General features: G+C 29.4%; 31 protein-coding genes and 1 tRNA gene. 12 read left to right on the top strand and 20 right to left on the bottom strand.

Features of this window, described 5'->3' with window-relative positions:
- Positions 1-47 precede the first annotated feature (47 nt).
- On the top strand, positions 48-929 hold the full coding sequence (gene rpoH, locus ABXT55_RS01120) for an RNA polymerase sigma factor RpoH (protein WP_415284927.1): 882 nt from the start codon (positions 48-50) through the stop codon (positions 927-929).
- Here the strand turns inward: rpoH and ABXT55_RS01115 are convergent.
- From ABXT55_RS01115 to ABXT55_RS01030, 18 genes are all read right to left on the bottom strand, one after another.
- Positions 926-2218, bottom strand: a complete 1293-nt coding sequence (locus ABXT55_RS01115) for an adenylosuccinate synthase (protein ID WP_415284926.1) — start codon at positions 2216-2218, stop codon at positions 926-928. The two genes, rpoH and ABXT55_RS01115, sit on opposite strands and share 4 nt — an antisense overlap.
- Entirely contained in the window at positions 2218-3030 is an 813-nt protein-coding gene (gene thiD / locus ABXT55_RS01110) for a bifunctional hydroxymethylpyrimidine kinase/phosphomethylpyrimidine kinase (protein ID WP_415284925.1), read from the bottom strand. Before thiD ends, ABXT55_RS01115 begins: the two co-directional genes overlap by 1 nt.
- A 1-nt stretch (position 3031) precedes the next feature.
- Complete coding sequence (gene glmM / locus ABXT55_RS01105; protein WP_415284924.1) at positions 3032-4363, bottom strand: phosphoglucosamine mutase; 1332 nt, start codon at positions 4361-4363, stop codon at positions 3032-3034.
- Positions 4363-5415 carry a dihydropteroate synthase gene (gene folP / locus ABXT55_RS01100; RefSeq protein ID WP_415284923.1) on the bottom strand — a complete coding sequence of 351 codons (1053 nt, stop codon included), beginning with the start codon at positions 5413-5415 and terminating at the stop codon, positions 4363-4365. Before folP ends, glmM begins: the two co-directional genes overlap by 1 nt.
- Before the next feature lie 6 nt (positions 5416-5421).
- A complete protein-coding gene (gene ftsH, locus ABXT55_RS01095; RefSeq protein WP_415284922.1) occupies positions 5422-7320 on the bottom strand; it encodes an ATP-dependent zinc metalloprotease FtsH in 1899 nt (632 codons plus the stop codon).
- 39 nt (positions 7321-7359) lie between these two features.
- A complete protein-coding gene (tilS, locus tag ABXT55_RS01090) occupies positions 7360-8415 on the bottom strand; it encodes a tRNA lysidine(34) synthetase TilS (protein ID WP_415284921.1) in 1056 nt (351 codons plus the stop codon).
- Positions 8375-9358, bottom strand: a complete 984-nt coding sequence (gene ybgF / locus ABXT55_RS01085) for a tol-pal system protein YbgF (protein ID WP_415284920.1) — start codon at positions 9356-9358, stop codon at positions 8375-8377. Before ybgF ends, tilS begins: the two co-directional genes overlap by 41 nt.
- 88 nt (positions 9359-9446) lie before the next feature.
- A complete protein-coding gene (gene pal, locus ABXT55_RS01080; protein ID WP_415284919.1) occupies positions 9447-9926 on the bottom strand; it encodes a peptidoglycan-associated lipoprotein Pal in 480 nt (159 codons plus the stop codon).
- An 85-nt stretch (positions 9927-10011) separates the two neighbouring features.
- The gene (gene tolB / locus ABXT55_RS01075) at positions 10012-11352 is read right to left on the bottom strand and encodes a Tol-Pal system beta propeller repeat protein TolB (protein ID WP_415284918.1); all 1341 of its coding nucleotides are present in this window, start codon (positions 11350-11352) and stop codon (positions 10012-10014) included.
- 2 nt (positions 11353-11354) lie between these two features.
- A complete protein-coding gene (locus ABXT55_RS01070; protein ID WP_415284917.1) occupies positions 11355-12164 on the bottom strand; it encodes a cell envelope biogenesis protein TolA in 810 nt (269 codons plus the stop codon).
- A gap of 5 nt (positions 12165-12169) precedes the next feature.
- Complete coding sequence (gene tolR / locus ABXT55_RS01065) at positions 12170-12586, bottom strand: protein TolR (protein WP_168606651.1); 417 nt, start codon at positions 12584-12586, stop codon at positions 12170-12172.
- A gap of 1 nt (position 12587) precedes the next feature.
- Complete coding sequence (tolQ, locus tag ABXT55_RS01060) at positions 12588-13262, bottom strand: protein TolQ (protein WP_415284916.1); 675 nt, start codon at positions 13260-13262, stop codon at positions 12588-12590.
- Between the two features lie 53 nt (positions 13263-13315).
- On the bottom strand, positions 13316-13810 hold the full coding sequence (locus ABXT55_RS01055; protein ID WP_415284915.1) for a crossover junction endodeoxyribonuclease: 495 nt from the start codon (positions 13808-13810) through the stop codon (positions 13316-13318).
- On the bottom strand, positions 13810-14535 hold the full coding sequence (locus ABXT55_RS01050) for a YebC/PmpR family DNA-binding transcriptional regulator (protein WP_415284914.1): 726 nt from the start codon (positions 14533-14535) through the stop codon (positions 13810-13812). Before ABXT55_RS01050 ends, ABXT55_RS01055 begins: the two co-directional genes overlap by 1 nt.
- 5 nt (positions 14536-14540) lie before the next feature.
- On the bottom strand, positions 14541-15347 hold the full coding sequence (locus ABXT55_RS01045) for a TIGR00282 family metallophosphoesterase (protein ID WP_415284913.1): 807 nt from the start codon (positions 15345-15347) through the stop codon (positions 14541-14543).
- Between the two features lie 66 nt (positions 15348-15413).
- Entirely contained in the window at positions 15414-15890 is a 477-nt protein-coding gene (locus tag ABXT55_RS01040; RefSeq protein ID WP_415284912.1) for a 5-formyltetrahydrofolate cyclo-ligase, read from the bottom strand.
- A 4-nt stretch (positions 15891-15894) separates the two neighbouring features.
- Entirely contained in the window at positions 15895-16341 is a 447-nt protein-coding gene (gene zapA / locus ABXT55_RS01035) for a cell division protein ZapA (protein WP_415284911.1), read from the bottom strand.
- A complete protein-coding gene (locus tag ABXT55_RS01030; RefSeq protein WP_415284910.1) occupies positions 16329-16652 on the bottom strand; it encodes a 5-formyltetrahydrofolate cyclo-ligase in 324 nt (107 codons plus the stop codon). The genes zapA and ABXT55_RS01030 overlap by 13 nt, the downstream gene beginning before the upstream one ends.
- A 52-nt stretch (positions 16653-16704) precedes the next feature.
- On the opposite strand from ABXT55_RS01030, the gene tkt reads away from it, so the two are divergent.
- From tkt to ABXT55_RS00975, 11 genes are all read left to right on the top strand, one after another.
- The gene (gene tkt / locus ABXT55_RS01025) at positions 16705-18663 is read left to right on the top strand and encodes a transketolase (protein WP_415284909.1); all 1959 of its coding nucleotides are present in this window, start codon (positions 16705-16707) and stop codon (positions 18661-18663) included.
- Positions 18664-18665: 2 nt separating this feature from the next.
- Positions 18666-19673: a type I glyceraldehyde-3-phosphate dehydrogenase gene (gene gap, locus ABXT55_RS01020; protein ID WP_415284908.1), complete on the top strand. Its 1008-nt coding sequence runs from the start codon at positions 18666-18668 to the stop codon at positions 19671-19673.
- Positions 19673-20851: a phosphoglycerate kinase gene (locus ABXT55_RS01015; RefSeq protein WP_415284907.1), complete on the top strand. Its 1179-nt coding sequence runs from the start codon at positions 19673-19675 to the stop codon at positions 20849-20851. The genes gap and ABXT55_RS01015 overlap by 1 nt, the downstream gene beginning before the upstream one ends.
- Position 20852: 1 nt before the next feature.
- The gene (locus ABXT55_RS01010; RefSeq protein ID WP_415284906.1) at positions 20853-21863 is read left to right on the top strand and encodes a class I fructose-bisphosphate aldolase; all 1011 of its coding nucleotides are present in this window, start codon (positions 20853-20855) and stop codon (positions 21861-21863) included.
- The gene (gene thiE, locus ABXT55_RS01005) at positions 21850-22473 is read left to right on the top strand and encodes a thiamine phosphate synthase (RefSeq protein ID WP_415284905.1); all 624 of its coding nucleotides are present in this window, start codon (positions 21850-21852) and stop codon (positions 22471-22473) included. The genes ABXT55_RS01010 and thiE overlap by 14 nt, the downstream gene beginning before the upstream one ends.
- On the top strand, positions 22470-23030 hold the full coding sequence (gene efp / locus ABXT55_RS01000; protein ID WP_415284904.1) for an elongation factor P: 561 nt from the start codon (positions 22470-22472) through the stop codon (positions 23028-23030). The genes thiE and efp overlap by 4 nt, the downstream gene beginning before the upstream one ends.
- 5 nt (positions 23031-23035) lie before the next feature.
- Entirely contained in the window at positions 23036-23776 is a 741-nt protein-coding gene (locus tag ABXT55_RS00995; protein WP_415284903.1) for an inositol monophosphatase family protein, read from the top strand.
- Positions 23777-23811: 35 nt separating this feature from the next.
- Positions 23812-24042 carry a 50S ribosomal protein L31 gene (rpmE, locus tag ABXT55_RS00990; RefSeq protein WP_415284902.1) on the top strand — a complete coding sequence of 77 codons (231 nt, stop codon included), beginning with the start codon at positions 23812-23814 and terminating at the stop codon, positions 24040-24042.
- The gene (locus tag ABXT55_RS00985) at positions 24043-24630 is read left to right on the top strand and encodes a cell cycle transcriptional regulator TrcR (protein ID WP_415284901.1); all 588 of its coding nucleotides are present in this window, start codon (positions 24043-24045) and stop codon (positions 24628-24630) included.
- Positions 24631-24684: 54 nt separating this feature from the next.
- The gene (gene rpsU / locus ABXT55_RS00980; RefSeq protein WP_006997326.1) at positions 24685-24879 is read left to right on the top strand and encodes a 30S ribosomal protein S21; all 195 of its coding nucleotides are present in this window, start codon (positions 24685-24687) and stop codon (positions 24877-24879) included.
- A gap of 6 nt (positions 24880-24885) precedes the next feature.
- A tRNA-Met gene (locus ABXT55_RS00975) sits at positions 24886-24962 on the top strand.
- Positions 24963-24964: 2 nt separating this feature from the next.
- Here ABXT55_RS00975 and ABXT55_RS00970 read toward each other — a convergent pair.
- Together ABXT55_RS00970 and ABXT55_RS00965 are read right to left on the bottom strand one after the other, a co-directional pair.
- Positions 24965-26221 (bottom strand): hypothetical protein, encoded by a 1257-nt coding sequence (locus ABXT55_RS00970; protein WP_415284900.1) that lies wholly within the window; start codon positions 26219-26221, stop codon positions 24965-24967.
- Positions 26218-26886 (bottom strand): methyltransferase domain-containing protein, encoded by a 669-nt coding sequence (locus ABXT55_RS00965; protein ID WP_415284899.1) that lies wholly within the window; start codon positions 26884-26886, stop codon positions 26218-26220. Before ABXT55_RS00965 ends, ABXT55_RS00970 begins: the two co-directional genes overlap by 4 nt.
- Positions 26887-26890 lie beyond the last annotated feature (4 nt).

The following is a 26890-nucleotide window of genomic DNA, read 5'->3' as shown; positions in this document are numbered from 1 at the left end:
AAATAATACTATAGTTAATTAAATAAATACAACTTATGGGTAATACAATGAATAGTAATCTTCCAGCACTATCTAATGAAGGTGGTTTATCTGCTTATCTGGAACAAATTAAAAAATTTCCTATGTTGGCAGCTGAAGAAGAATATATGCTAGCAAAAAATTGGAAGGCAACAGGTAATGTTAAAGCTGCAGAAAAACTTGTTACTAGCCACCTTCGACTCGTTGCAAAAATTGCGATGGGTTATAGGGGATATGGTCTTCCAGTAAACGAAATGATTTCAGAGGGAAATGTAGGATTAATGCAGGCTGTTAAAAAATTTGAACCTGAGAAAGGATTTAGATTGGCAACTTATGCAATGTGGTGGATTAGAGCTTCTATCCAAGAATACATTCTAAGATCTTGGAGTTTGGTAAAAATAGGAACAACAACTGCACAAAAAAAATTATTTTTTAATTTAAAGAAAATTAAAAATCAAATCGCTCCTCAGTCTGAAGGTGACTTAAGACCTGAACATGTAGACGAAATTGCTAACAAATTAGATGTTAAAAAAGATGAAGTGGTGTCAATGAATAGAAGACTTTCTGGTAAAGAGTTTTCTTTAAATGCTCAAGTTGGAGAAGATGGTGACGAATGGCAAGACTGGTTGGTAGATAAAGAGCTAGACCATGATCTTAAATTTGCACATCAAGAAGAAATGGGTCAAAGACAAAGCTTACTTAAAGATTCTTTAAAAATTCTTAACGAAAGAGAAAGAGAGATTTTGTACTCTAGAAGATTAAATGATGAGCCTACAACGCTTGAAGATTTAAGCAAAAAATATGAAATTAGCAGAGAGAGAGTTAGGCAAATTGAAAACAAAGCATTTGAAAAGCTTCAAAAACACATGTTGCTATCTGCTAAATCTAAAAATTTACTTCCAGTAAACTAAACCACAAAAGGATTCTCTAAAAGAATTGTATCTTCTCGTTCAGGGCTTGTTGAAATACTTGAAACTTTCGTCCCTATAAAATTTTCTAATGCATAAATATAATTTTTAGCATTTTCTGGTAAGGCTTCAATATTTTTTATTCCTTGGGTAGAACTTTTCCATCCAGGGAAAGTTTTATAAATCGGCTTAATTTTTAACTGATCCTCAACTGCAGCTGGCAGGTAATCCATTTTCTTGCCATCAAGTTCATATTCAACACACATCTTAATTTCATCTAATTCATCTAAAACATCTAATTTAGTTAATGCTATTCCGTCTATACCTGAAATTTTAATTGTTTGTCTAACCAAAACACCGTCAAACCAACCACATCTTCTTTTTCTATTAGTGACAGTACCAAATTCTTTACCTCTAGAACCAAGTAACTCTCCAATGTCATCTGTTAACTCTGTAGGAAAAGGTCCTTCGCCAACTCTAGTGGTGTAGGCCTTTGTTATTCCAAGCACATAATGAATAGAATTAGGACCACAACCAGTTCCTGTGGCAGCAGCAGATGCAACAGTATTAGATGATGTTACAAAAGGATACGTTCCATGGTCTACATCAAGTAGTATTCCTTGCGCACCCTCAAATAATATTCTTTTTTTTTGTTTTTTAAATTCATCAATTCTAAGCCAAACAGGTTGTGAAAACTTTAATATTTCTGGAGCAATCTTTAAAAGTTCTTCTTTAAGTTTATCTTTTTCAAAAATTTTTTTACCCAACCCTTTTCTAATTGCATTATGATGAAGAAGTACTGTTTCTAATCTATGGTCTAGATTAGTTTCAGATCTTAGATCCATAACACGGATTGATCTCCTTCCCACTTTATCTTCATAAGCTGGTCCGATCCCTCTTCTTGTTGTTCCAATTTTTCCTTTTCCAGCAGCATCTTCTCTTATTTCATCCATCTCTCTATGAAATGGTAAAATAAGATTTGCAGATTCTGAAATTATAAAATTATCTACATTAACCTCAACACCCATAGATTTAATTTCCTCTATTTCCTCTAATAATGCCCAAGGGTCAACAACAACTCCATTTCCTATAATAGAAATTTTATTTTTTCTTACAATTCCAGAAGGTAGTAGTCTTAATTTATAAGTTATTCCATCAATTACTAATGTGTGTCCAGCGTTATGTCCTCCTTGAAAACGAATAACAACATCTGCTTGGTCTGATAGCCAGTCAACTATTTTACCTTTTCCTTCATCACCCCATTGAGATCCAACAACTACAACATTTTTCATTATCTAAATTTTTTTTCTATTGTTACTGAACTTAAATGGTTGATAGGTCCATGACCTTTACCAAATTTAAGGTTTGAATTTATTGAATTGTGTACATACTTAGTTGCGAGCTCACAAGATCTCTTTAAGGTTTTTCCACATGAAAAGAATGTAGAAATAGCAGAAGAAAGAGTGCAACCTGTGCCATGTGTATTCCTGGTTGTAATTCTTTTATTTTTTATAATGAAAATTTCATTTTTATTAACAAAAATATCTTGGACAATTTTAGATTCTAAATGACCACCTTTTATAAAAACATTTTTTGCTCCTAATTTAATTAATATACTGGCAGCAAAAATCATATCTTCTTTTGTTCTTATTTTAGTATTCGTTAATATTTCGGCCTCTGGAATATTGGGAGTTATTAAACTAACTTTTTTAATTAGTTCATTTTTTAATAATTGAATTGCTTTATCATCAATAAGTTTTGCACCACCTTTAGCAACCATAACAGGATCTAAAATTATTTTTTTAGCTTTAATAAGGTTTAGTGAGTGAATTACTGATTTTATTACTTTTGTAGAGTGCAACATTCCAATTTTTACAGCATCAGGTTTAATGTCTTTTGCAGTAAATTCTATTTGATTTGAAATTTCCTTTGGATCGATTGGTACTATTGATTTTACACCTGTTGTATTTTGAATTGTGACAGCCGTTATTGCTGTCATTGCATACGAACCTAAAGCAGTGATGGTTTTAATGTCAGCTTGAATGCCAGCACCACCAGATGAATCTGATCCAGCAATAACTAATATTTTAGATTTTGGTATCAATTTATTTAATTTTTTTTAACACAATTTTCAAACATTTTTGAAGTAATCTACTATTATTACTCTCTCCCATTACTCTGATTTTAGTTTCAGTGCCTGAGCTTCTAACTAATATTCTACCCTGTCCTTTAATTAATTTTTCTGCTAATTTTATAGAAGTCTTAATATTAATATTTTTAATTATACTTATGTCTTTAACGTCGATATTTTCCAATATTTGTGGAGTTTTCTTAAAAGTATCAAAAAAACTACTAGCTTTTTTTCCTTTTCTTAAGGAAAATAAAACTTCTAAAGCAACTAGTAAGCCATCTCCAGTAGTTGCAAATTTGCCTAAGATAATATGCCCAGATTGTTCACCACCTAAATTAAAATTATTTTTTTGCATTTTATCTTTTACGAAACGGTCTCCTACATTTGATCTTAAGAATTTTATATTATGTAGTTTAAAAAATTTTTCTAATCCATAGTTAGACATTAAAGTACCAACTACACCTCTTCTTAACATTTTTTTTCTTTTCCATCTCATTGCTATTGCGGCAATTATTTGATCTCCATCAATTATAATTCCTTTTTCATCACACATAATAATTCTGTCAGCATCACCATCCAGAGAGATTCCTATATGCGCTTTATATTTTTTTACTGAAGATTTAATTTTATTTGGAAACGTAGAGCCACAATTCTTATTAATATTAAGTCCATTAGGATTTATCCCAATTGAAAATACTTTGGCACCTAAAGATTTTAGCAATTCGGGTCCCGCCTTGTATCCAGCACCATTTGCACAATCAATCACTATTCTTAAACCCCTAAGATTAAAATCTTTTGGAAAATTACTTTTTAAAATTTTTATATAATCTTTATTTGCAGTTTCTAACCTTTTTACACGACCTAATTTTTTTGGTTTTGAAAATGACTTTTCAATTTTTTGATCAATTAAAGTTTCAATTTTTTTTTCAATCTTATTTGACAGTTTTAGCCCATCAGGTCCAAATAACTTTAACCCATTGTCATGATATGGGTTATGAGATGCCGTAATCATAATTCCCATATTAGCTTTCATAGTTTTGGTTAACATCGCTAAACCATTGGTTGGAAGTGGGCCCAATGTATAAACGTGCATACCAGCTGATGTAAGCCCTGATACTAGTGCAGGTTCCAAACTATACCCTGATAGTCTCGTATCTTTAGCAATTATTGCTATTTGTTTCTTTTTTTTTTGAGTTTTAAAGTAAGTTCCTGTTGCAAGTCCAAATTTAAAAAACATATCTCCATTAATATTTTTACTATTAACGGCACCTCTTATTCCATCTGTTCCAAAATATTTTTTTGCCATCAGTTTTTAATTAATTCTTTAAATATCTTTATACTTTGTATTAATTCATTCACGTCATGAATTCTTAGAACTTGAACTCCTTGCATTATTGCATACATGGAAGAGGCCACTGTTCCACCTAACCTTTCCTTGCTGTCATTTTTTCCAGATAAATCCTTAATAAATCTTTTCCTAGAAAGTCCAAGTAGTATAGGAAAACCAAGAGTATGAAAAATAGAAACATTCCTAATTAAATTCATATTATGTTTCAAATTTTTTCCAAAGCCAATCCCTGGATCAATCATGATATTATTGTGTCTTATGCCCATAGACCTTAAAAATTTAATCTTTTGTTCAAAAAAATCATAAATATCTAATAATTCATTTTTATATTTAGGATTTTTTTGCATTTTTTCTGGTGTACCTTGTGAATGTTGAATTACAAATGGAGTTTTATTTTTTTTCAATACACCAACTGTTTTAGAGTCATAACTTAGCCCTGATACATCATTTATAAGTTTAACTCCTAACTGAATCCCTTTATTCATGATTTCTGATTTTCTTGTATCTAATGATAGTGGAATTTTTTTATTAACATCTTTTAATATTTCTTTTATTCTATTCCATTCTTCTTTTTTGCTTACAGGTTTAGATCCAGGTCTCGTTGACTCTCCACCAACATCAATAATGTCCGCTCCGGATCTAAACAAATTTTTTGCATGAGATATATCTGTTTTTTTTTTATTAAACTTGCCCCCATCAGAAAAGCTATCTGGTGTTAAATTTAATATACCCATTATATTAGGAATTTTATTAAAATTTAAACTAGCAAAATTTTTACTTTTTTTAACAATAATCTTAAGATCTTTATTAATTTTTTCTTTCAGTGGTTTAGGTAATTTTTTTATATCCTTAAGATCAATTATTTCAATTGAAGTTCGTGTAAGAATTTCAATTTGTCCAAAGGAAATTTTCTTATTACCATTTAGTGGGAGATTTTCTTTTTTTTTAACTAGTTCAATCGAAGATTTACCATAAGCAAAATTACACACTCTTGTGTAATATTTTTTCATTTAGTTTTAATGAACTATTTTTGGCTTAAGACCCATTGAGCTTAAAGCAGAGCCTTTATCTTCATTTTCAACTTTTAAATCTTCTTTATTGCTTGGATATATATTTTTATTTATCAGGTTTTCTATTTCTTCACCTGAGAGTGTTTCATATGTTAAAAGAGCTTTAGCTAATTTATGAAGATCATCAATTTTTTCGGTTAAAACTGTTCTTGCTCTTTCATAACCTTTATCTACAATTTTTCTAATTTCTGCGTCTACTTTTTTTGAAGTTTCTTCAGACATATTTTGAGTTCTAGCAACAGATCTACCCAAAAATACCTCTTCTTCATTCGAACCATAAGCAACTGGTCCCAACTCTTTGCTCAGGCCTGCTTGCATCACCATCGCTCTTGCTCTTTGAGTCGCTTGTTCAATATCACTAGATGCGCCAGTTGTAACTTTATCTTCACCAAATATGATTTCTTCCGCTACTCTTCCACCCATAGCTATAGCTAATTGAGCATGAAGCTGTTCTCTTGTTTGAGATAATTGATCTCTCTCAGGTAGCTGCATAACCATTCCTAAGGCTCGACCTCTTGGAATGATTGTTGCTTTATGAATTGGGTGAGCTGCATTCTCGTTAATAGTTACTATTGCATGTCCAGCTTCGTGATATGCTGTTAATGTTTTTTCTTCTTCAGTCATAACCATAGATCTTCTTTCTGATCCCATCATCACTTTATCTCTAGCTTCTTCAAAGTCAGTTAGAGTAACTAGTCTTTTATTTTTTCTTGCAGCAAGTAATGCTGCTTCATTAACTATATTTGCTAAATCTGCACCTGAAAAACCAGGAGTTCCTCTAGCTACCGTTCTTAAATTGACATCAGGTGCCATTTTAATTTTTTTAACATGAACTTTTAATACTTTTTCTCTACCTATTATATCTGGAAGTCCAACAACTACCTGTCTATCAAATCTACCTGGTCGTAATAATGCAGGGTCTAATACATCAGGTCTATTTGTAGCCGCAATAATTATTACACCTTCATTCGTTTCAAAGCCATCCATTTCAACTAATAATTGGTTTAAAGTTTGTTCTCTTTCATCGTTACCTCCACCAAGGCCAGCACCTCTACTTCTTCCGACAGCATCTATCTCATCTATGAAAATAATGCAGGGCGAATTTTTTTTACCTTGCTCAAACATATCTCTAACTCTTGAGGCTCCAACACCTACAAACATTTCAACAAAATCTGATCCTGATATAGTAAAGAATGGAACTCCTGCTTCTCCAGCTATAGCTCTAGCAAGTAAAGTCTTACCCGTTCCTGGTTGACCGACTAACAAACATCCTCTTGGTATTTTTCCACCAAGTCTACTAAACTTTTTAGGATCTTTTAAAAATTGAACAACTTCTTCAACTTCTTCTTTGGCTTCTTCTACTCCAGCAACATCATCAAAGGTGACTTTACCTTTTAATTCATTCATCATTTTTGCTTTAGACTTTCCAAAGCCCATAGCTCCACCTTTGCCACCCTGCATCTGTCTCATAAAGAAAATCCAAACAGCAATCAATAACAACATTGGAAACCACGACAATAAAACTCCAAACAAAGAGGGCATCTTATCTTCTAAAGGAGCAGCTGATATGCTTACGCCTCTTTCAGATAACTTTTCAATTAAATTTGGATAATTTGGTGAATAAGTAGAAAAAGTATTTCCATTAGCTAATACTCCTCTAATATTGTTTCCTTGAATATCAACTTTTACAACTCCACCATTATCAACCTCTGATAAGAATTCTGAAAATATAATAGAATTAACTTTGCCCACATTAGCCTGAGGGTTCTTAAACATATTATAAAGACCTATTGTTAAAAAAACAATTACTGCCCACATTGCTAAATTCTTCATATTCATACCCATAAGATAATAATTATTATTAATTAAACAAGTGTCAAATTGTTACAAAACATTAACTTTATTAGAGTTTTCTCTTGATATTAATATGGTCTTATTAACACTTTCAACAAAACAGCCTCCTAAAGTTATTTTTGAAAATGTCTTGAGAGATATTCGATTAATCAACTCATTAATACTTTTTCCTCTAACAGGATAGTATTTTTTACCTATTTTTTTAATAACAAATGTCAAAGATCTAAAAACAACTTCATGAGATTGATCAAAAAAATTATGACTTAAGATATAAGTATCTTTTGTTTTAATATGTACAGAATTTTCTTCCAAATTTTTTTTAACATAAAATCTTATTGATTTGTCTGAGTCTTTTAAATTATTAATAGTTAATTTAAGTTTTTTTAAATCCAATCCCTCTTGTTCAAGAGATTCTAATAAAGTTCTAATTCTTGTTCTTTTATATATCTTATTAATATTGGATGGATCTTTAATAAAGAACTTAAATACTATTTTAGAAATATTAATTAAATCATTTTTTTCTAAGTTAAGTAATGGTCTTAAAATATTTAGATCTTCATCTTTATATTTTACACTTTTATTAAAAGATACCAGTCCATTTAACCCACTTCCTCTAACAACTCTAATTAAAAAATTTTCAAATAAATCATTTGAATGATGTCCTAACAATAAGTGTTCAACATTATTTTTTTTACATTCTTTTGCTAGTAAAGAATATCTTGCCTCTCTTGCTAAAGATTGAGTATTTCTAGAAGGTTTTTTACCTTTCCAGCTTAATATTTTACAGGTGATGCCAATTTTTTGTAAAATTTTTTTTACTGAAGCAGCTTCTTTTGCCGACTCGGGTCTAAGCTTATGGTCAACTAAAAAGAATTTAACTGTTATTTTATTTTTTATTGAGTAGCATTTAGCCAAGTAAGCCAGCGCCAAGCTATCAGGTCCGCCTGAAACTGCTACAGCTAAATTTTTCCCAGTATTTAAAGATGAAGAGAATTCAGTATAAACTTTAGAAATTTTTTGATTTTTTAAAAAACTAAGAATTTGTTTATGAGTTTTGTTTTGAGCACTCAAACTTTTTTGATTCATATTTTGCTTTTTGCAGCACTGATTGATTTGCTTTAGGATATTGTTCTTCAACACCCTCAATCATTTTACAGCCTTGTTCTTTTTCTCCTATCTGGACCATTGATACACCAAGTTTTAATAAATTTATAGGAGCCTTCTCGCCTTTTGGATATTTTTGATAACCTTCTAAATAAGCTGTAGCAGCATCAGTATAAAGCTGTCTTATTCTGAATGTTTCAGCATACCAATATTGTGCATTGCCTGCCAATTTATGTTCTTCATTTGTTATTACAAATTCTCTAAAGGCTTTTTCTGCCATACTATAATCTCCAACTTTTAAAAAACTGGTTGCAAATTCATATTGTTTTTCTGGATTATCCTTTGGAAGTATGTTTTGCTCTGCTTCAAATGTTTCGGTTATTATTGAAGATATAGTTTCTACAGATTGTATCTGTTGAGTAGTTTCATTATTATTCGTATCTTTATATGAAATAGCTCCTAGGTCTTGAGGTTGTGAAGACCCTGGTAAAACTTTTTCTGCTTGTTTTTTTGGTATGGATGTTAATTTTTGACTAACCTCACCTGATGATAAAGTATTTTCAACATCTTGAAATCTTACTTGATTATCAGCCTGAACTTTAGAAAGTCTACTAGATAGTTTATCTAATTTAAAATTTATTTCCTCAAACTTATTAGTAAGTTCTTGAAATTGATTTTCAATATCTGACAGTTTTAATAAGTGTCTTGTCAAAACATCTTCGGAATTTTTATCAAAACTTTCTACACTACTTAAATTTCCTGTATTAACTGATCCTGAGTAAACTGCTTTCTCCAGCGTTTTTAAATCTTTTTGTATTAACTCTAAAACTTCATTGAAATTATGATTGTCTGCTAGGGTAATATTGGAAAAAAAAATAAACATGATAGTTATTTTTAATTGAAATATTTTTTTATAATTAAACATAATATACTGAGTAGTAATTATAATGATGGCAAAAAAAAGACCCTAACACTTAAGTGTATAGGGTCTTTTATAAATTAATTTTTCTAGTTTAATTTGCTTTAACCGTAACTGATCTTCTGTTTTTTGACCAAGCTAAAGGGTTAGATCCTGAATCTACAGGTCTTTCTTTTCCATAACTTAACACTGAAATTCTGTCTGAAGAAACTCCATAAGTCATTAAATAGTCTTTTGCTGAATTCGCTCTTCTTTCACCCAATGCTAAGTTGTACTCCCTTGTACCTCTTTCATCAGCATGACCTTCTAAAACAACATTAATCTTTGAATTTTTTCTTAACCATCCTGCTTGCTTTCTTAAAGTCTCTCTTGAAGCTGTTGTAAGTACAATTTCATTTGTTGCAAAGAAAACTCTATCTGGAACACCGGATGCTAAATATTCTACAGAATCTGTTCCTGTATAAACATCACCTTGAATTTGTCCTGTTGTTGTTTTTTTTGTTGCACAAGCGGTTAATACCAAACTTGCTAATATAATTAGAAATGCATTTTTTAAAATCTTGCTTAAGTTCATTGTTGCTCCTTAATTCTTAATTAAATAACTTACTTTTTCACAACTAATTAGATGTTTCAAGCTAAAAAATCAACTAATTTAAACATTAATTGCTCAATAATGATGACCAAGATGGGTCAGAAGCATCCGTTTCAGTTTTAACCATCTTTTCATTATATCCTGTTAAATCAATGGACCACAATTTAGCTGAAAATCCTTCTCCTCTTGAGTTAGTTTTAGTCTCTCTATAAAAAATAAGTACTCTTCCATTTGGTGACCATGATGGAGCTTCTTGGTAAAAGTTCTCTGTTAATAGTCTTTCACCAGTTCCATCTGTTCTCATCACCCCAATATAAAATTTGCCCTTGTGTAATTTTGTAAACGCAATCAAATCTCCTCTTGGTGACCATACTGGCGTTCCATATAAACCATTGCCAAAGGAAATCCTTTTTACATTTTTTCCATTACTTTCCATTACATAGATTTGTTGGTAGCCACTTCTGTCAGAATTGAAGGTAATATATTTTCCATCAGGTGAGTAAGAGGGAGACGTATCAATTGAGGGATGGTTTATAATTCTTTCAACAATTCTATTCTCAAGGTCCATAGTATAAATATCTGAATTTCCATCCTTTGCAAAACTCATTATAATTTTTTTACCGTCTGGAGAAAATCTTGGCGCAAATGTCATCCCTGGAAAATCTCCAACCACTTCTTGCATTCCTGTTTCGATATCTAATAAATAAACTCTTGGTAAATTTCTAAAATAAGAAAGATATGTAACCATTTGATTGGTTGGACTAAACCTTGGTGTTAAAACTAATTCATTTCCAAGGGTTAAATATTTATTATTAAAACCATCTTGGTCCATGATAGCTAATTTTTTTATTCTATTGGTTTTTGGTCCTTCTTCTGAAACGTAAATTATTCTAGTGTCAAAATAACCTTTTTCTCCAGTTAAACGTTCATAGACTTTATCTGTAATAATGTGACCTACTCTTCTCCAGTTACTAGGAACGGTAGTAAATGCTAAAGCCATCATTTCTTTTCCAGCTAAAACATCCCACAATCTAAATTCTACTCTTAGCTTTTCATCTACAAACGTAACCTTGCCTGTTACTAAAGCTTGTGCTTTGATTAAATTCCAATCCTCAAACCTTGGTTTTAAATTAGCTACATCTGGCTCTTGAAGAAATGCATTTTTATCTAGTGGATTAAATAGACCAGATTGTCTTAAATTATTTTCAACAACTATTGATATTTCCGATCCAAGATCTTCTTTTTTTAAAATTTTTTTAAAATTTTCTTTTGATTTATTGTCTATTGATAAAGGGGATACAGCAACTGGTAGTGGATTTAAATTCCCTCTAGTAATATCAACCTCAATTAAAGCAAAAGCTTTTATGGGAATAATAACAAGTAATATAAATAAATATCTTAATAACATTTTTATCCTTCTAACATTTCTCTGGCATCAAAGTTTAGTTGCATATCTTTCCATCTTTCATACCCTGTACTGGGTACTCTAAGGGGTTGGCAAAGTTTTATTGCTCTTAGTGCACTTTCAGCTAATACTTTATAAAACCCCTGTCCTGGCCTATTCATTCTAGCATGATCAAGAATTTCAGTTTTTATAATAGAGCCATCTGGCTTTAATTGTAACTTAATTCTAACTAATAAATCTTCGTTAAACGGTAACCCTAGAGGAATACTCCAACAACCAAAAATTTGAGCTTTTAGAGCATCTTCTTCGCTTAAGGTTAATCCGGCAAAATCCATTTCTTTATCTTGATCTTGAGTAACTTTATCTAGTTTTTTGTTTGTTTCTGCACTTTCAGTCTTAGACTTATCAATTAATGCCGCAATACTGTTGCTGTCAAATAGCTCTTTTTTTTCAAATTCTGAAATTTGTTTAATTTCTGTCTCTTCTTTTTCAGGGTTTTGTTTTTCATCCTTAATTTTCTTTATTTTTTCTATTTTTTCATCAGGCAATGGAACAGCATCTGGCTTTTGTTTTTTTATTTTTTTTGGTGGTGCCTGTTCAGAAACTAATTTTTTTTCTTTTTCTTTAACTTTCTCTATTATTTTTTTTGCTTTAGGTGCAAAAGGAATGTTAGTTTTGTCTGTGATTTGAATTAACTCAACTGATATAATTGGCGGAAGATCAATCGGTTTTTTAGCAAGGAATGGTAAACTCATAGCTGTAATTATCACAAGAAATATATGAAGCCCAAAAGAAATAACCATATTTCTATTCACTCTATTTACCTTTCTTTGTATGGCTCAGAAATTAATGCTACTTTAGTAAAACCAGAGCCAGATAGCATCCCCATTATTTCTAAAACTCTACCATAGTTTATTGATTTGTCTCCTCGGACATAAATTCTAGTATCAGTTCTATTTTTAGATACAGCTAAAATTTTTGCTATTATTTTATCATACTCAACTTTAGATTCTTGAATAAATATTTCACCTTTAGAGTTTATAGATAATGTTAATGGTTCTAATTCTTCAGGTAATGAGTCCGCGGAGCTTTCGGGTAAATCTACTTGTATTCCAACTGTTAATAATGGTGCTGTAACCATAAATATAATTAATAACACCAACATTACATCAACAAATGGAGTTACATTTATTTCACTCATAGGCTCTTTTGATGAACGATTGAGTTTAAAAGCCATTTTATATTATTGATAAAAATCTTTTAGAAAAATTTTCTAATCTTTGAGAATATTTTTTTGAATCATTGTTAAATTTATTGTAAGCAACAACCGCAGGTATTGCAGCTAGCAATCCAAGAGCAGTTGCAAATAAAGCTTCTGCTATTCCTGGTGCCACAATTGCTAAACTTGTATTTCTTGATATTGCTATGGATTGAAACGAGTTCATTATTCCCCATACTGTTCCGAACAAACCTATAAAGGGTGCTGTTGAACCAACTGTTGCCAAAAATGTAAAACCTTTATCTATTTTTGAAATTTGTTTTTCAATATTAACCTCAAGTACACTTACCATTCTTTCATTAAGATTAGTTTTACTTTTAGCTTTTAATAAACTTTGCATAGTATCTTTAAACAATAAAGCTGTTGGGTTTTCTACATTAGCTGGCAAACTATTATAAAAAGTTTCTGCTGATTTTGATTTCCAAAATTTTTCTTCAAATTCTTCAGATTCTAGATTTATTTTTTTAAATAATCTAAACTTTTCAATAATGACTGCCCATGAGTATATTGAGCAACCAATCAACATAAGTATTACCGATTTTACTATAAAGTCTGCTCTTAAAAATAAACTCCACAAAGAAAAATCTGTATTTGAGGCTAAGCCTACTGCTTGAGATGTAATGTCTGCTTCCATGTTTAAGGTTTCACACTAAAATGTGTCATGAATTTGACTTTTAAAGTCTTAAATTATTCTTCTAGTTTGTAAGTTTCGTAATAAAAGCTGGCTATTAATATTGCATCAGCTTTATTTGAGTCTTTTTTCCTTGATAACTCTGATGAAAAATATGGAAATACCTCTATTGCTTTTGTTCTACTAGCATCTTTTTCTGAATTAATAAGGTTAAAATACTTTTTCCATTTTGTCGGTCTTACAAAATACATTGGTAATTGCATTGCAGAACAGATTCCTTTTAAAATACCAAATGATTGTCCAAAATTAAACATACTAGTAACGCCTTGACCTGGCATGGCTGATACTTGTTCAATTATAACTTTAATATCTTCCTTTTTTATATCTTTAATCCTTGAGAAAATTTCATAATAAATTTGAGCACCATTAACTTGTTTTTTATTTTTTTTCCCTTCTGGCATATTTGGCATTTCAATAACATCAATTATTTTACCATCTTGAAAAAAGCAAATAGAACCTGTTATTCCTGGATCTATTCCAATAATAAGCATTAACTATTATTAAAGTTTATGTTTGAATAAACACTTTGAACATCATCATCATCTTCTAATGATTCTAAAAATTCTATTGCAGCTTCCACTTTATCTTTTTCAACATCTACACTAGTTAACGGAACCCATTCAATCTCTGTTGAAATAAAATTTGCAATTGTTTTTTCCAAGTTCTTTTTTACATTATAAATTTTGTTCATAGGACATTGAATTTCATGAAATTCTTCATTTGAAATACACTCATCTGCACCCGATTCAATTGCTAGTTCAAAAATTTGTTCATCTGATATTTCTCTTTTATCAATTTTGATAATTCCTAACTGATTAAAGTTATGTGATGCAGAACCCTGTGTTCCTAAATTTCCACCACTTTTTACAAATATAGATCTAACATTGGAAGCTGTTCTGTTTTTATTGTCAGTTAACGCTTCTACGATCACTGCTATTTTATCTGGACCAAATCCTTCATATCTTAAATTTTCATAATTTGTTTCAGAGTTAACAGAAGATTTGGCAATAGCTCTTTCAATATTATCTTTTGGCATGTTAGCTGACTTTGCTGCTTGAATTGCAGATCTAAGTCTTGGATTCATCGCAGGATCTTTATCGCCTAGTTTTGCCGCTACACTTATCTCTTTAGATAATTTTGAAAATACTTTAGATCTCTGTTTGTCTGCTTTTCCCTTAGAGTGTTTTATACTTGCCCATTTTGAATGACCCGACATAATAATTATTGAGAATTTTTTAATTCTCCTCCATATATAAAATTTTCTACATTTTTAGCTAACCCTGTTTCTATATCACATTCAACAATCACACCACACAAACTAGCTTCACCAATTGATGGAAAGTGCTTTGTAGACTTTTTTTTTAAGAACCTGTTAATTGAATTCTCTTTATTCATTCCAATAACTGAGTCGTAATCACCACACATTCCCGCATCAGTCTGATATGCAGTGCCTCCATTTAATACTCTCGTATCATTTGTTGGAATATGCGTGTGAGTTCCAACGACCAATGTCGCTTTTCCATCAAAAAAATGACCTATAGCTGCCTTTTCACTTGTTATTTCTCCATGAAAATCGACTAATAGAAAATCATAATCTTCTTTAAGCTTATATTTTTTCATAAATTTTTCAGCTGCTTCAAATACATCTTCACATTTCTTCATAAAAACATTTCCCATCAAATTAAGTACTCCCACTCTCATACCATTTTTAGCATTAAATATTCCAAAGCCCTTTCCTGGAGATGGTTCAAATAAATTTTTAGGTCTTAGAAGTCGATTTTCTTTTTCTATATGAGACATTGTTTCTTTTTGATCCCATACATGATTACCTGTTGTAATAACATCTACTCCACAATTAAAAAAATCTTTACATATTTCCTCTGTAATGCCAACACCTGAGTCAGCTGCATTCTCACCATTAACAACTACAAAATCGATTTTTTCATTTTTAATTTTTGAGAGTAAATTATTCAGAACCATTGATCGACCTGAAATGCCAACTACATCCCCTAAGAAAAGTATTTTCATTTTATAATATGTTCATTTGTTAAAATATAATCTAGTTTTTGATCATACATATTAATTGGCACTTTATCAATTTCTTGAACTGAAAAAGCTAAACCTATCTTTATAATATTTTTTTTTTTTTGATAATTTTTGAATTAATCGATCATAATATCCTCCACCATATCCAAGTCTGTTCAAATTTTTATCAAATGCTACTAAGGGAATTAATAAAACATCAGGATAAACTATATTTTCTTTTTCTGGTTCAGGTATCCCATATTTATTTATCTTTAATGGCTCAAAGAATGACCATGAATAAAAATCCATTTGAAAGTTTTTCTTAATTACAGGCAAAGAAATATCAAATTTATTCTTTTTAAAATCTTTTAACAGTGCCAAGTCATCTATCTCAAAGTTTACTGGATAGTATCCACCTATAATCTTATTGCTTATCTTTTCTTTTTTTAGAATCTTTATGATTTGGCTAAAGTTGAGCTGGATATTTTTTGTATTAAATTTTTGCCTAACTTTAAGAATTTTCTTTCTTAATTTAGATTTTAACACAAATCTATTGAACTGGATTTTCTAAATTTGCTTTTTCGACAAAATTTTCAATTTCATCTGCAGCTGCTCCTATTATTTTTTCATAATCATCTTTATTTTTTTCAATTTCTTTTTTAAAATTCTCATGATCTTGTTGCAATTGCTGCATCTCATCTTCTTTTTTATCTCTATAGTTATAAACTAAAGATTTCAATTCTCTAAATTTATTTGATAAATTTAGTAACTCAGTTTTTTTTTGTTCTACTTTTTTTTTAGTTTCAAAGTATTCATCCATGATTTGAACTGAAGTGATCAATAGAAGTTTATTTTCCCCTATATTTCCTAAGTCATTCTTTAAATTGTTAAATTTTTCATTAATATGAGTTAACAATTCTTCTAGATGCTCTTCTTGCCCATCATCACAAGATAGTAGAAATTCTTTGCCATTAAATTTAATATTTACATTTGCCATTTATCTATTTCTTCTAATAAAGTATCTGTTTCTTGATTTAATTCATCTATTTTTTCAGAAAATTCTGTCTCTTTTTTTTGTTCTTCTATTTTTTGCTGATTAATATCCTTTAATTTTTGATTAAGAGCTTTGTATTCACTTTCTAAATTTTGATATTTTTCTTCTATTTGTTTTTTTTCAATTTCTAATTGATTTTTTTGAGTGTTTAAGTTTTCTAGATTAAACTTTAACGTTGGGTTTTGTAAATTTAAACTCTTCAATTTATTAAGTGCAAAACTAAGCTTTTTTTCTTTTTCACTGTCTGTTTTCATATATATATATTTATATTATTAAATTGAGTCTTCTAAGTCTAGATAGGATATTTTGAACAAATTACATAAAGATTTATCAAACGCAATAAGGTTTTTATCGATAGACGCTGTACAAAAAGCAAATTCGGGCCATCCTGGGATGCCCATGGGTATGGCAGATGTATCAACAGTTTTATTTAAAAATTTTCTTAGATTTAATCCAAAAAATCCTAACTGGCTGAATAGAGACAGATTTGTTTTATCTGCTGGACATGGATCTATGCTTCTTTACTCTTTATTACATTTAACTGGGTACAAAAGTATTTCCTTGAATGATATTAAAAATTTTAGACAATTAAGATCTATTTGTGCGGGTCACCCTGAATATCACGCTGGTACAGGTATTGAAACGACGACGGGTCCCCTTGGACAAGGAATTGCTAATTCAGTTGGGTTTGCTATTGCGGAAGAAATTTTAAAGAAAAAATTAGGTAAAGAAATAATAAACCATAAAACTTATGTTTTAGCTGGAGATGGATGTTTAATGGAAGGTATTAGCCATGAAGCAATGAGTTTAGCTGGACACTTAAAGTTAAAAAATCTAATTATGCTTTTTGATAATAATTCAATATCTATTGATGGACCAACTAGCTTGGCAGTTTCAGATAATTTCAAAAAGAGATTTGAAAGTTATGGTTGGGATTACATGCTGATTAATGGTCATAATGAAAAAGAAATTTTTGCAGCATTAAAAAAAGTTCAAAATGCAAAAAGACCAACTGTTATTTCATGCAAAACAAAAATTGGTTATGGCTCACCTAATAAATCTGGTAAAGCCTCTTCGCACGGTAGTCCAATTGGTTTAGATGAAATTAAATTAGTTAGAAAAGTGCTAGATTGGAAGCACAAACCTTTTGAGATTCCTAAATATATTTTAAATGAATGGAGAAAAGTTGGTAACAAGGGTGCAAAACTTGATTCCGCATGGAGTGAAATTTATAAAAGAAAAAAAAATTTAGTAGATAAAGTGTTTAAAAATAATTTCTCTAAAGCTTTAAAAAGTGAAAAGCAAAATTCTCTTAAAGAAAACAAAAGTCTAGCCTCAAGAAAAGCTTCTGAACTAACTCTTAATGCTCTTACGAAAGAAAATAATACATTAATTGGTGGTTCAGCTGATTTAGCGGGATCCAACAACACTAAAACAAAACATCATAATGCTATTAATTCTGGTAGTTTTAATGGTGATTATATTCACTACGGGGTTAGAGAGCATGCCATGTCTGGAATAATGAATGGACTAGCACTTCATAGCAAGTTTATACCTTACGGGGGAACTTTTTTAATATTTTCTGATTATTGCAAACCTTCCATTCGTTTATCTGCTTTGATGCAACAACGTGTTATTTATGTGATGACCCATGACTCAATTGGCTTAGGAGAAGATGGACCAACACACCAGCCCATAGAACAACTGTCTGGATTAAGATCTATTCCTAATTTAAATGTTTTTAGACCAGCAGACAGAATGGAAACTATCGAATGTTGGGAATTAGCATTAAAAAACCTGAAGACACCAAGTGTGTTATCTTTAACTAGACAAAATCTTGAACCTGTTAGAAAAAAATATTCAAATATAAACAAATGTTCTTTAGGAGCTTATGAGGTTTTAAGAACTAATAAAAAAATTAATTTAACGATATTTGCTAGTGGTTCTGAGGTTAATTTAGCAATTGAAACTAGCCATAAATTAGCCAAAGATAAGATATACTCTAAAGTTGTGTCAGTACCATGCCAAGATATTTTTGATTTACAGTCAAAATCATATAGGAAAAAAATACTTAATGAAGCCAAATTTAAAATATCTATTGAAGCTGCTTCAACAGATTGTTGGAAAAAATATATTGGAACTGAGGGTTTAGCTTTTGGAATAGATACATTTGGTAAAAGTGCACCATACAAAAAAATTTATAAATATTTCGGATTAACAGTTCAAAATATTTCACAAAAAACTAAGAAACTAATAAAGAGTTAAGTATGACAATAAAAGTTGGCATCAATGGAATGGGAAGAATTGGTAGAATGGTAATTAGAGCTATCATTGAAAGCCAAAACAAAAACATAGAAATCAAACACATCAATAACCGATCAAATTCTGAAGCCAGTTGTTCTTTAATTAAATATGATTCTATTCATGGTAAATTTAATGCAGATTTAAATTATGATGAAAAACATTTAATTATTAATAATAATAAAATAACATTTTCACAAGAATCTAATATCGAAGATATCAATTGGAAAAAATTTGATGTTGATTATGTTTTTGAATGTACTGGAAAATTCAACTCAAAAGAAAAATTATTAACTCATATAAAAAATGGGGCTAAAAAAGTTATAGTTTCTGCTCCATGCAAAAATGCAGACAAGACTATTGTCTATGGAGTAAATGAAAATATTTTGACAAAAAATGATCAAATTATTTCTGCAGCCTCTTGTACGACTAACTGTCTTGCACCTGTTGCTAATATTTTAAATAAAACTTTTGAAATTGAAAAAGGGTTTATGACAACTATTCATGCTTTCACTAGTGATCAAAGAATTCTAGACAATTCCCATAAAGATCCCAGAAGAGCAAGATCTGCCAGTCAATCTATTGTGCCAACTTCTACAGGTGCTTCAAAAGCAATTGGTGAAATTATACCATCGTTAAAAGGGAAGCTTGAAGGTATTGCAATGAGAGTACCAACCCCAAATGTTTCACTTATAGAACTAGTTTTTTGTACAAAAAAAGAGATGAGCAAAGAAACAATTAATGAGGCATTTGCTATCGCCTCTAAAGAACAGTCAAAAAAAGTTTTAGAAGTTACATTGGAAAAATTAGTTTCAATTGATTTCAATCATAATTCAGCTTCTGCAATTGTTGATTTGTCTTTAACCAATGTAGTTGGTAAAAATATGGGAAAAATTTCAGCGTGGTATGATAACGAATGGGGCTTTTCTAATAGGATGTGTGACATAGCAGAACATCTTCATCAAATCTCTTAATGAGAAATATTCAAGACGAGACTAATCTCAATCAAAAAAAAGTATTACTTAGGTTGGATTTAAACGTTCCATTAGATAATGGAAAAATTACTGATACCACTCGAATAGATAAAATTTTACCTACTATTAATTTTTTATTAAAAAGTGAAGCAAAAATTATAATACTATCTCATGTGGGCAGACCCAATGGCAAAATTGTAAATGAATTTTCTCTTAAGCCAATTTGTGAAGATCTAAAAAATAAACTAAACGAAAATATAAGACTAGTTTCAAAAAATATAAAAGAAATTAAATCTACCGATTTATTTAATGAACAGGATGAAAAAATTGTAATACTTGAAAATATTAGATTCTATGAAGAAGAAGAAAAAAATGACAATAGTTTTGCAAAACATTTAGCAAGTCTAGCTGATATTTACGTCAATGATGCTTTTTCATGTTCACATAGGGCTCATGCCTCAATTTTTGAAATCACCAAATTTATCCCTTCATACGCTGGCCTTCAATTAAATTTAGAAATTGATGCACTATCTAAAATTACATCTGAGATTCAAAGACCTATAACATGCATCATAGGTGGTTCTAAAATATCTTCTAAAATTAATATAATTAAGAATTTAATTGCTAAATTTGATAATATTATAATAGTTGGTGGGATGGCCAACAATATACTCAAATATAAAGAGTATGAAATTGGAAAATCTATTCAAGAAGATAATTGTGATAAAATTATTGAAGAAATATTTTCTTTATCAAAAAAAGAAAACTGTAAGATAATTTACCCTGTAGATGTTGCTGTAGGGAAAAACTTAGTTGGATCAGCTGAAATAAAAGAAATAAATAATATTTCTAAAGATGAATTAATTTTAGATATTGGCCCTAAAACAATTAAGGCTATTAACTTATTAATTGAAGAAAGTAGCACTATCTTATGGAATGGGCCTGCAGGTTATTTTGAAAATCCTAATTTTGCCAAAGGAAGTATTGAAATAGCAAAAAAAATTATTGAAAAAAATAAGAATAATACAATTTACTCAGTTGCAGGTGGCGGTGATACTGTTTCTCTTTTGAATAGCATTGAAGCAATTAGTGATTTTAATTTTGTTTCAACTGCAGGTGGTGCTTTTTTAGAATATCTTGAAGGAAAAGAACTTCCTGGTATAAAAGCCCTTAATTAACATGTCAGAACTTAATAAAATTGCATTAAAAATATTGTCTGGTGGCAAGGGAATCCTTGCTGCTGATGAGAGCAATGGAACTATGACTAAAAGATTAGAGTCAGTTAATGTACCGTCTACCCCAGAAAATAGACTTCTATTTAGAGAAACTCTTTTTTCTGCAAGTGGAATGAATGATTTTATTGGTGGTGTTATTTTATATGATGAAACTATCAATCAAACATCTAGATCAAAGCTTACTATTCCAGAATTAATTTCTAAGTCAGGAGCGGTTCCAGGAATTAAAGTTGATACAGGTGCAAAAATTCTAGCAGGCTCTCATGAAGAAAAAATTACAGAAGGTTTAGATGGCTTAAGAGAAAGACTAAAGAACTATTATAAACTTGGAACAAGATTTACAAAATGGAGAGGTGTTTATAATATTTCAGATAAGTATCCAAGCAAACTATCTATACATTCTAATGCTCATGCACTAGCAAGATATTCATCCTTAGTCCAAGAATGCGGAATGGTCCCAATTGTAGAACCTGAAGTTTTAATGGATGGAGATCATTCTGCTGAAACTTGTTTTAATAAAACCTCTGAAGTTATTAAAAAATGCTTTGAAGAATTAATGATTCACAAAATTGATTTAAGTGGAATAATTTTAAAGCCTAATATGATTTTAGCAGGAACTACTTCTGATAAAAAAATATCAAGTGAAGAAGTTGCAAAACTTACCTTAAAATGCTTAAAAGAAAATGTACCAACTGACGTACCAGGAATTGCTTTTTTATCTGGTGGGCAAACAGAGGTGGAAGCAACAGAAAATTTAAACCTAATTAATAAGTGTAATGACACAAATTTTATTATGACTTATTCATATGGTAGAGCCTTACAACAAAGTGCACTTAAATTTTGGTCAAAAGATATTAATAATACTAGTGGCACTCAAAAAGTCTTTAACCACAGAGCAAACATGTGCACATTAGCTGCTCAAGGTAAATGGTCAAAAGAACTTGAAGCAAAATAAAATAAATAAGAAATTTGTTTATTTAATTTCTCCAAATAAAATAACTAATATAAATTTTTATAATGATTTGGCTCTTGTATTAAGTTCCAAAAAAATAAGTTTTTTTCAACTAAGGCTTAAAAAAGAAACAAATTTAAATAAACTAATTATTGGAAAAAAAATTAAGAAAATTTGCAAAAAATACAAGGTTAAATTTTTAATTAATGACAACCCTCTTCTTGCTAAAAAATTGGATGCAGACGGTTGTCATTTAGGTCAAAAAGATATGGACTTAATAAAAGCTAGAAAAATATTAAAGAACAAAATTATTGGTGTGACCTGTCATAATTCTATTAATTTAGCAAAGAGAGCTATTAATGCTGGCGCTGATTACTTAGCTTTTGGTGCATTTTATGCATCCAAAACTAAGATTGTTAAATATAGAGCTAGTTTAACTGTATTAAAATCTATTAAAAAAATAACGTCCATACCAGTTGTTGCTATTGGCGGCATAAAGCTAAGCAATTATAAAAAGCTTTTATTGAATAAAGCTAACTTTTTAGCTATTTCAGGCTACATTTGGAATAATAAAAAATATAAACCATTAGAAGCTATTAAAAAATTAAAATGAAATTATACGCAAGTGAAATTAGAGTTGGGATGTTAATTGAATATAAAAATGATCTTTGGCAAGTCTTAAAAACACAGCATGTGAAACCTGGCAAAGGTGGTGCTTTTGCTCAAGTTGAGATGAAAAGTGTTAATAAAAATACAAAATTAAATGAAAGATTTAGATCAAGTGAGTCTGTTGAAAAAGCTTCATTAGATGAAACAAAGTTTAATTATCTTTATAGCGATGAAATTGATTATTATTTTATGGACCCTAAAACTTACGAGCAAATAAATATTAAAAAAGAAACAATTGGAGAAAAAGGTAAAATGTTAACAGAAAACTTAGAAGTCAGTATAAGTTTTTATAATGAAAAACCTTTAACAGTTGAGCTACCCAATCAAGTAACGGGCACGATTGATACAACTGATGTTGCTTTAAAGGGGCAAACAGTTTCCTCTTCTTATAAACCCGCTACTTTAGATAATGGTGTAAATATTCAAGTCCCTCCATTTATTGAAAGTGGAGATAAAATCATAGTTGATACTAGAACTATGGAATATATTAAAAAAATATAAATCTTATGCAATCCATATCAGCCAATCTAAACATAATGATCAAGGCTGCAGAAAAAGCATCCAGGGCTCTAATTAGAGATTTTGGAGAAATAGAAAAATTACAAGTATCCATCAAAGGACCTGCTGATTTTGTTTCGAACGCAGATTTAAAAGCTGAAAAAATTATTATTGAAGAATTAAAAAAAGCCAGACCCTACTATTCCATTATAAGTGAAGAAGATGGTTCTGAAACTAATAAAGATAAAGATCACACTTGGATTATAGACCCTATAGATGGTACTACAAATTTTTTACATGGCGTTCCACACTTTGCAATATCAATTGCTTTAAAATCTAGCAATGAAATAGTCTCAGGTTTAATCTATGACCCAATTAAAGATGAGATGTTTTATGCTGAGAAAGAAAGTGGTGCATTCTTTAACAACCAAAGAATCAGGGTGTCTAAAAAAAAAGAGCTTAATAGCTGCTTGTTTGCTACAGGCGGTGTTTCAAATACGGAAGTTGATTTACCTTTAAGAAAATCTGGTAGTGCGGCCCTTGATATCGCGTATGTAGCGGCAGGGAGATATGATGGTTATTTCGAAAATAACCTTAAGCTATGGGATATAGCTGCAGGTATAATAATTTTAAAAGAGGCAGGTGGAATAATTAATGAAATAGACCTTTCTCAAAATAAAAATATCCAAATAAAAGCCTCTAGCATGGCAATTAATGAAAAAATGATGGAAAAATTAAAGAACTTTTAATTGTTTTATAAAATTCTTTTGCTATAAGTCTCGATATGAAAAAAGACATACACCCAAACTACCACGCAATTAAAGTAGAAATGACTGATGGAACTCAATTTGAAACAAGATCAACTTGGGGTAAAGAGGGAGAAATTCTAAAACTAGAAATCGACCCAAAATCTCATGCTGCTTGGACCGGCGGAAAACAAAAGTTAATGGATAAGGGTAGAGTTAGTAAATTCAATAAAAAATTCCAAAACTTCAGATCAGAAAAGAAGGATTAAATGTCAAACGTACCATTAATGCCAATGGCGACTGCTGTTTGGCTAGTAGAAAATACAACACTTACGTTCAAGCAGATTGCTACATTCTGCAATTTACACGAAGTTGAAGTACAAGGAATTGCTGACGGTGAAGTTGCAAAAGGAATAATGGCTTACAATCCAATTATATCTGGTCAGCTTACTAGGGAAGAAATTGAGATGGTGTCAAAAGACGAAAATAAAGATCTTCAAATAAAAAATACTGATATTGAAATTTCAACTGAAGATAAAAAAATCAAAAAATATATTCCCTTATCAAAAAGACAAGATAAACCAGATTCTGCCTTATGGTTGATTAAACATCATTCATTATTAAAAGATTCTCAAATTGCAAAATTAGTTGGTGTGACTAAAGCATCTGTAACTGCAATTAAAAATAAAAGTTATTGGAATTATAACAACTTAAGCCCTAAAGATCCTGTTGCATTAGGGCTCTTTTCACAGAAAGATTTAATTGATGCTATTGAAAAGGCTGAGAGAAGAATAAAAAGAGAGAAAAAAGAAAAAGAAAAGGCAAAATTAACAAGAGAAGTTTCAAACATTGAATAATTTTAATAGACACCAAAATTATATAGTGCTACTTAAACATTCTTAAAAATATTTATGAAAATAGAAGTCAAGGATAACAATATTGAGCAAGCTCTTAGAGTTCTTAAAAGAAAATTACAAAGAGATGGTTTTTTTAAAGTTGTAAAATTAAAAAGCGTTTATGAAAAACCTTCTGAAAAGAAAAAAAGAATTTTACAAGAAAATATTAAAAGAGTTAAAAAGCTTAATAAGCTAAAAAATAGAATTTAGATATACCGCGGGGTGGAGCAGTCTGGTAGCTCGTCAGGCTCATAACCTGAAGGTCGGCGGTTCAAATCCGTCCCCCGCAACCAATTCAAATTAAATACATTATCTTGAATACTCTGAAAAAAATGTAGCTAAAACTAAAAATGTATAAGTAAATAAGATTATTTTTTTCTTTAAAAAAAAGTTGCATATCAATTTTATCAAATAGTATGAAAAAAATTATCAAAAACATTGGCTCATAATATTTATGATAAATTGTATTTTGAATATTTGAAATAATTATTAAAAAAATTAAAATATAATTATTAATACTTAATTTAGCAAAATACCAAATGAGTATAATTGAAAATAAAGATATTAAATAAAACAAGTAATTATTCTCAAATAGTAAGTGAGATAATTGATAAAAAAAACCACCACCAGTAAATACTAATTGGTAATTAAAAAAATAAACCAAAGGAATAAAAAATATAAGAATTTTATATATGTTTTTTTTTACAAAAAATAAAAAATCTTTGTAAATATTAATAGAGAACAAGATGGGTAATATATGAAATAAGATTATAGTACTTATTATCATAATTTTATCAGCCAAATTAAAACTTAGTGTTATAGAATCTCCATCTAAGCCACTAGTTCTACCAGAAATTAAAAAATTTATTTTCATGATAAATATATAATAAAAGGCAGGAATAGCTGAAGCTAAGTTAAAAATTGTTATTGGAATTAATTTTTTTATATCAATCTTATTTATGTAGAAAAAATAAAAATAAATTATAAATAAACAGAAATTAGGACTGATATAGGATGATATTATTAATGAAATCGAGTTTAACCATACATATTTAATTTTACTATTACTTAGAAATTTTAAAAAAAAATATATAGAAAGAATAAAAAAAATTAGACCTGGCAATCTACTATCTGGCCAAATTGATAAAGATCTAAATGTTGGAGATAGAAAAATTATTAATGACAATAATTGTAAAGACTCAGCTTTAACTTCTTTAAAAACTAACTTGAGACAATTATAAAAAATTAAAATTAAGCTTAAACATAAGTGCAAATGAATAATTCTTATAACTTCAAAACTTAAGCCTAGTTTTAAAAATATTGATAAAAAAATTAAATATATTGGTGAGTGTCTCTGTCCATATTGATCATAGGATAGTAATGTCTCTTTAAAATTTAACGAGAAATCATTTATTGGAACTTTATAGACGTTAATCCAATCATAATAAGAACCGAAATTTAAATTCTCATTAAATATAAATCCTAAAATTAAAGTTAAATATAAAAAAAAAGCAAAAAAATTATAATTATTGATTTTTCCTATTCTGTTCATATTTTTGAAGCAGATATATGAGTTCCACAATAGTATGTTGAGTAATCTTTTGAAAAAATTGATATTATCTTATCAAGACAAAGAACAATTATTAAAAAAAACAATTTAATAAAAGCAAATTTAAAATATCTATGCAACATTTGGTAAGCTACAATAAATGGCCCAACACCAATTAATTTAGTTTCTCCTTCAAATCCATTTTCTTTTAAAATTTTTAGTAAATAGTTATGAGTAGGTCTAAAAACATCGTTTGGGTCTTTATGATATCCTATTAAAAATGGTACAAATATTTCTAATTTGCCTTTTACTTTTAGTATTCTATTAATTTCAGAAATTAAGTTTTTATAATTGTAAATATGCTCAAGTGTATTAAATAAAATAATTGTATCATATTTGTTACTACTTAAACTTAAGTTTTTTTCTAGGTCTATTTTAATTTCAGAATGATTGTATAGATCAACATTTGTTAGAGACAAATCCTCTTTTTTCAAAAAATTAAAATAACTTTGATTTTTTCCAGCACCTAAATCTAGTGTTAGGCCATTTATATTTACGTTAGTTAAAAAAAAATTATGTATAATTCTCATTGGTGATTTTCTTTCTCTAAAAGATAAAAATGCATGTTTTAGAAATGAAAATGATAATGAAAATTTAAATATATTCATAGAT

The organism is Candidatus Pelagibacter sp. Uisw_130 (assembly GCF_047722505.1).
Classification (GTDB): Bacteria; Pseudomonadota; Alphaproteobacteria; order Pelagibacterales; family Pelagibacteraceae; genus Pelagibacter.
This window is presented reverse-complemented; position numbering and strand designations above follow the sequence as displayed.

Coding starts and splice junctions, on each gene's coding strand:
- rpmE (WP_415284902.1), top strand. CDS start 23,812: ATGAAAAAAGACATACACCCAAACTACCACGCAATTAAAGTAGAAATG.
- ABXT55_RS01045 (WP_415284913.1), bottom strand. CDS start 15,347: ATGAAAATACTTTTCTTAGGGGATGTAGTTGGCATTTCAGGTCGATCA.
- zapA (WP_415284911.1), bottom strand. CDS start 16,341: ATGGCAAATGTAAATATTAAATTTAATGGCAAAGAATTTCTACTATCT.
- glmM (WP_415284924.1), bottom strand. CDS start 4,363: ATGGCAAAAAAATATTTTGGAACAGATGGAATAAGAGGTGCCGTTAAT.
- gap (WP_415284908.1), top strand. CDS start 18,666: ATGACAATAAAAGTTGGCATCAATGGAATGGGAAGAATTGGTAGAATG.
- ABXT55_RS01115 (WP_415284926.1), bottom strand. CDS start 2,218: ATGAAAAATGTTGTAGTTGTTGGATCTCAATGGGGTGATGAAGGAAAA.
- efp (WP_415284904.1), top strand. CDS start 22,470: ATGAAATTATACGCAAGTGAAATTAGAGTTGGGATGTTAATTGAATAT.
- ABXT55_RS01050 (WP_415284914.1), bottom strand. CDS start 14,535: ATGTCGGGTCATTCAAAATGGGCAAGTATAAAACACTCTAAGGGAAAA.
- ABXT55_RS01015 (WP_415284907.1), top strand. CDS start 19,673: ATGAGAAATATTCAAGACGAGACTAATCTCAATCAAAAAAAAGTATTA.
- tolQ (WP_415284916.1), bottom strand. CDS start 13,262: ATGGAAGCAGACATTACATCTCAAGCAGTAGGCTTAGCCTCAAATACA.
- ftsH (WP_415284922.1), bottom strand. CDS start 7,320: ATGGGTATGAATATGAAGAATTTAGCAATGTGGGCAGTAATTGTTTTT.
- ABXT55_RS00970 (WP_415284900.1), bottom strand. CDS start 26,221: ATGAACAGAATAGGAAAAATCAATAATTATAATTTTTTTGCTTTTTTT.
- ABXT55_RS00995 (WP_415284903.1), top strand. CDS start 23,036: ATGCAATCCATATCAGCCAATCTAAACATAATGATCAAGGCTGCAGAA.
- tolB (WP_415284918.1), bottom strand. CDS start 11,352: ATGTTATTAAGATATTTATTTATATTACTTGTTATTATTCCCATAAAA.
- ABXT55_RS01055 (WP_415284915.1), bottom strand. CDS start 13,810: ATGCTTATTATTGGAATAGATCCAGGAATAACAGGTTCTATTTGCTTT.
- tolR (WP_168606651.1), bottom strand. CDS start 12,586: ATGGCTTTTAAACTCAATCGTTCATCAAAAGAGCCTATGAGTGAAATA.
- rpsU (WP_006997326.1), top strand. CDS start 24,685: ATGAAAATAGAAGTCAAGGATAACAATATTGAGCAAGCTCTTAGAGTT.
- ABXT55_RS00985 (WP_415284901.1), top strand. CDS start 24,043: ATGTCAAACGTACCATTAATGCCAATGGCGACTGCTGTTTGGCTAGTA.
- folP (WP_415284923.1), bottom strand. CDS start 5,415: ATGAAAAAATATTACACAAGAGTGTGTAATTTTGCTTATGGTAAATCT.
- pal (WP_415284919.1), bottom strand. CDS start 9,926: ATGAACTTAAGCAAGATTTTAAAAAATGCATTTCTAATTATATTAGCA.
- ABXT55_RS00965 (WP_415284899.1), bottom strand. CDS start 26,886: ATGAATATATTTAAATTTTCATTATCATTTTCATTTCTAAAACATGCA.
- tilS (WP_415284921.1), bottom strand. CDS start 8,415: ATGAATCAAAAAAGTTTGAGTGCTCAAAACAAAACTCATAAACAAATT.
- rpoH (WP_415284927.1), top strand. CDS start 48: ATGAATAGTAATCTTCCAGCACTATCTAATGAAGGTGGTTTATCTGCT.
- ybgF (WP_415284920.1), bottom strand. CDS start 9,358: ATGTTTAATTATAAAAAAATATTTCAATTAAAAATAACTATCATGTTT.
- ABXT55_RS01030 (WP_415284910.1), bottom strand. CDS start 16,652: ATGAAAACAGACAGTGAAAAAGAAAAAAAGCTTAGTTTTGCACTTAAT.
- ABXT55_RS01010 (WP_415284906.1), top strand. CDS start 20,853: ATGTCAGAACTTAATAAAATTGCATTAAAAATATTGTCTGGTGGCAAG.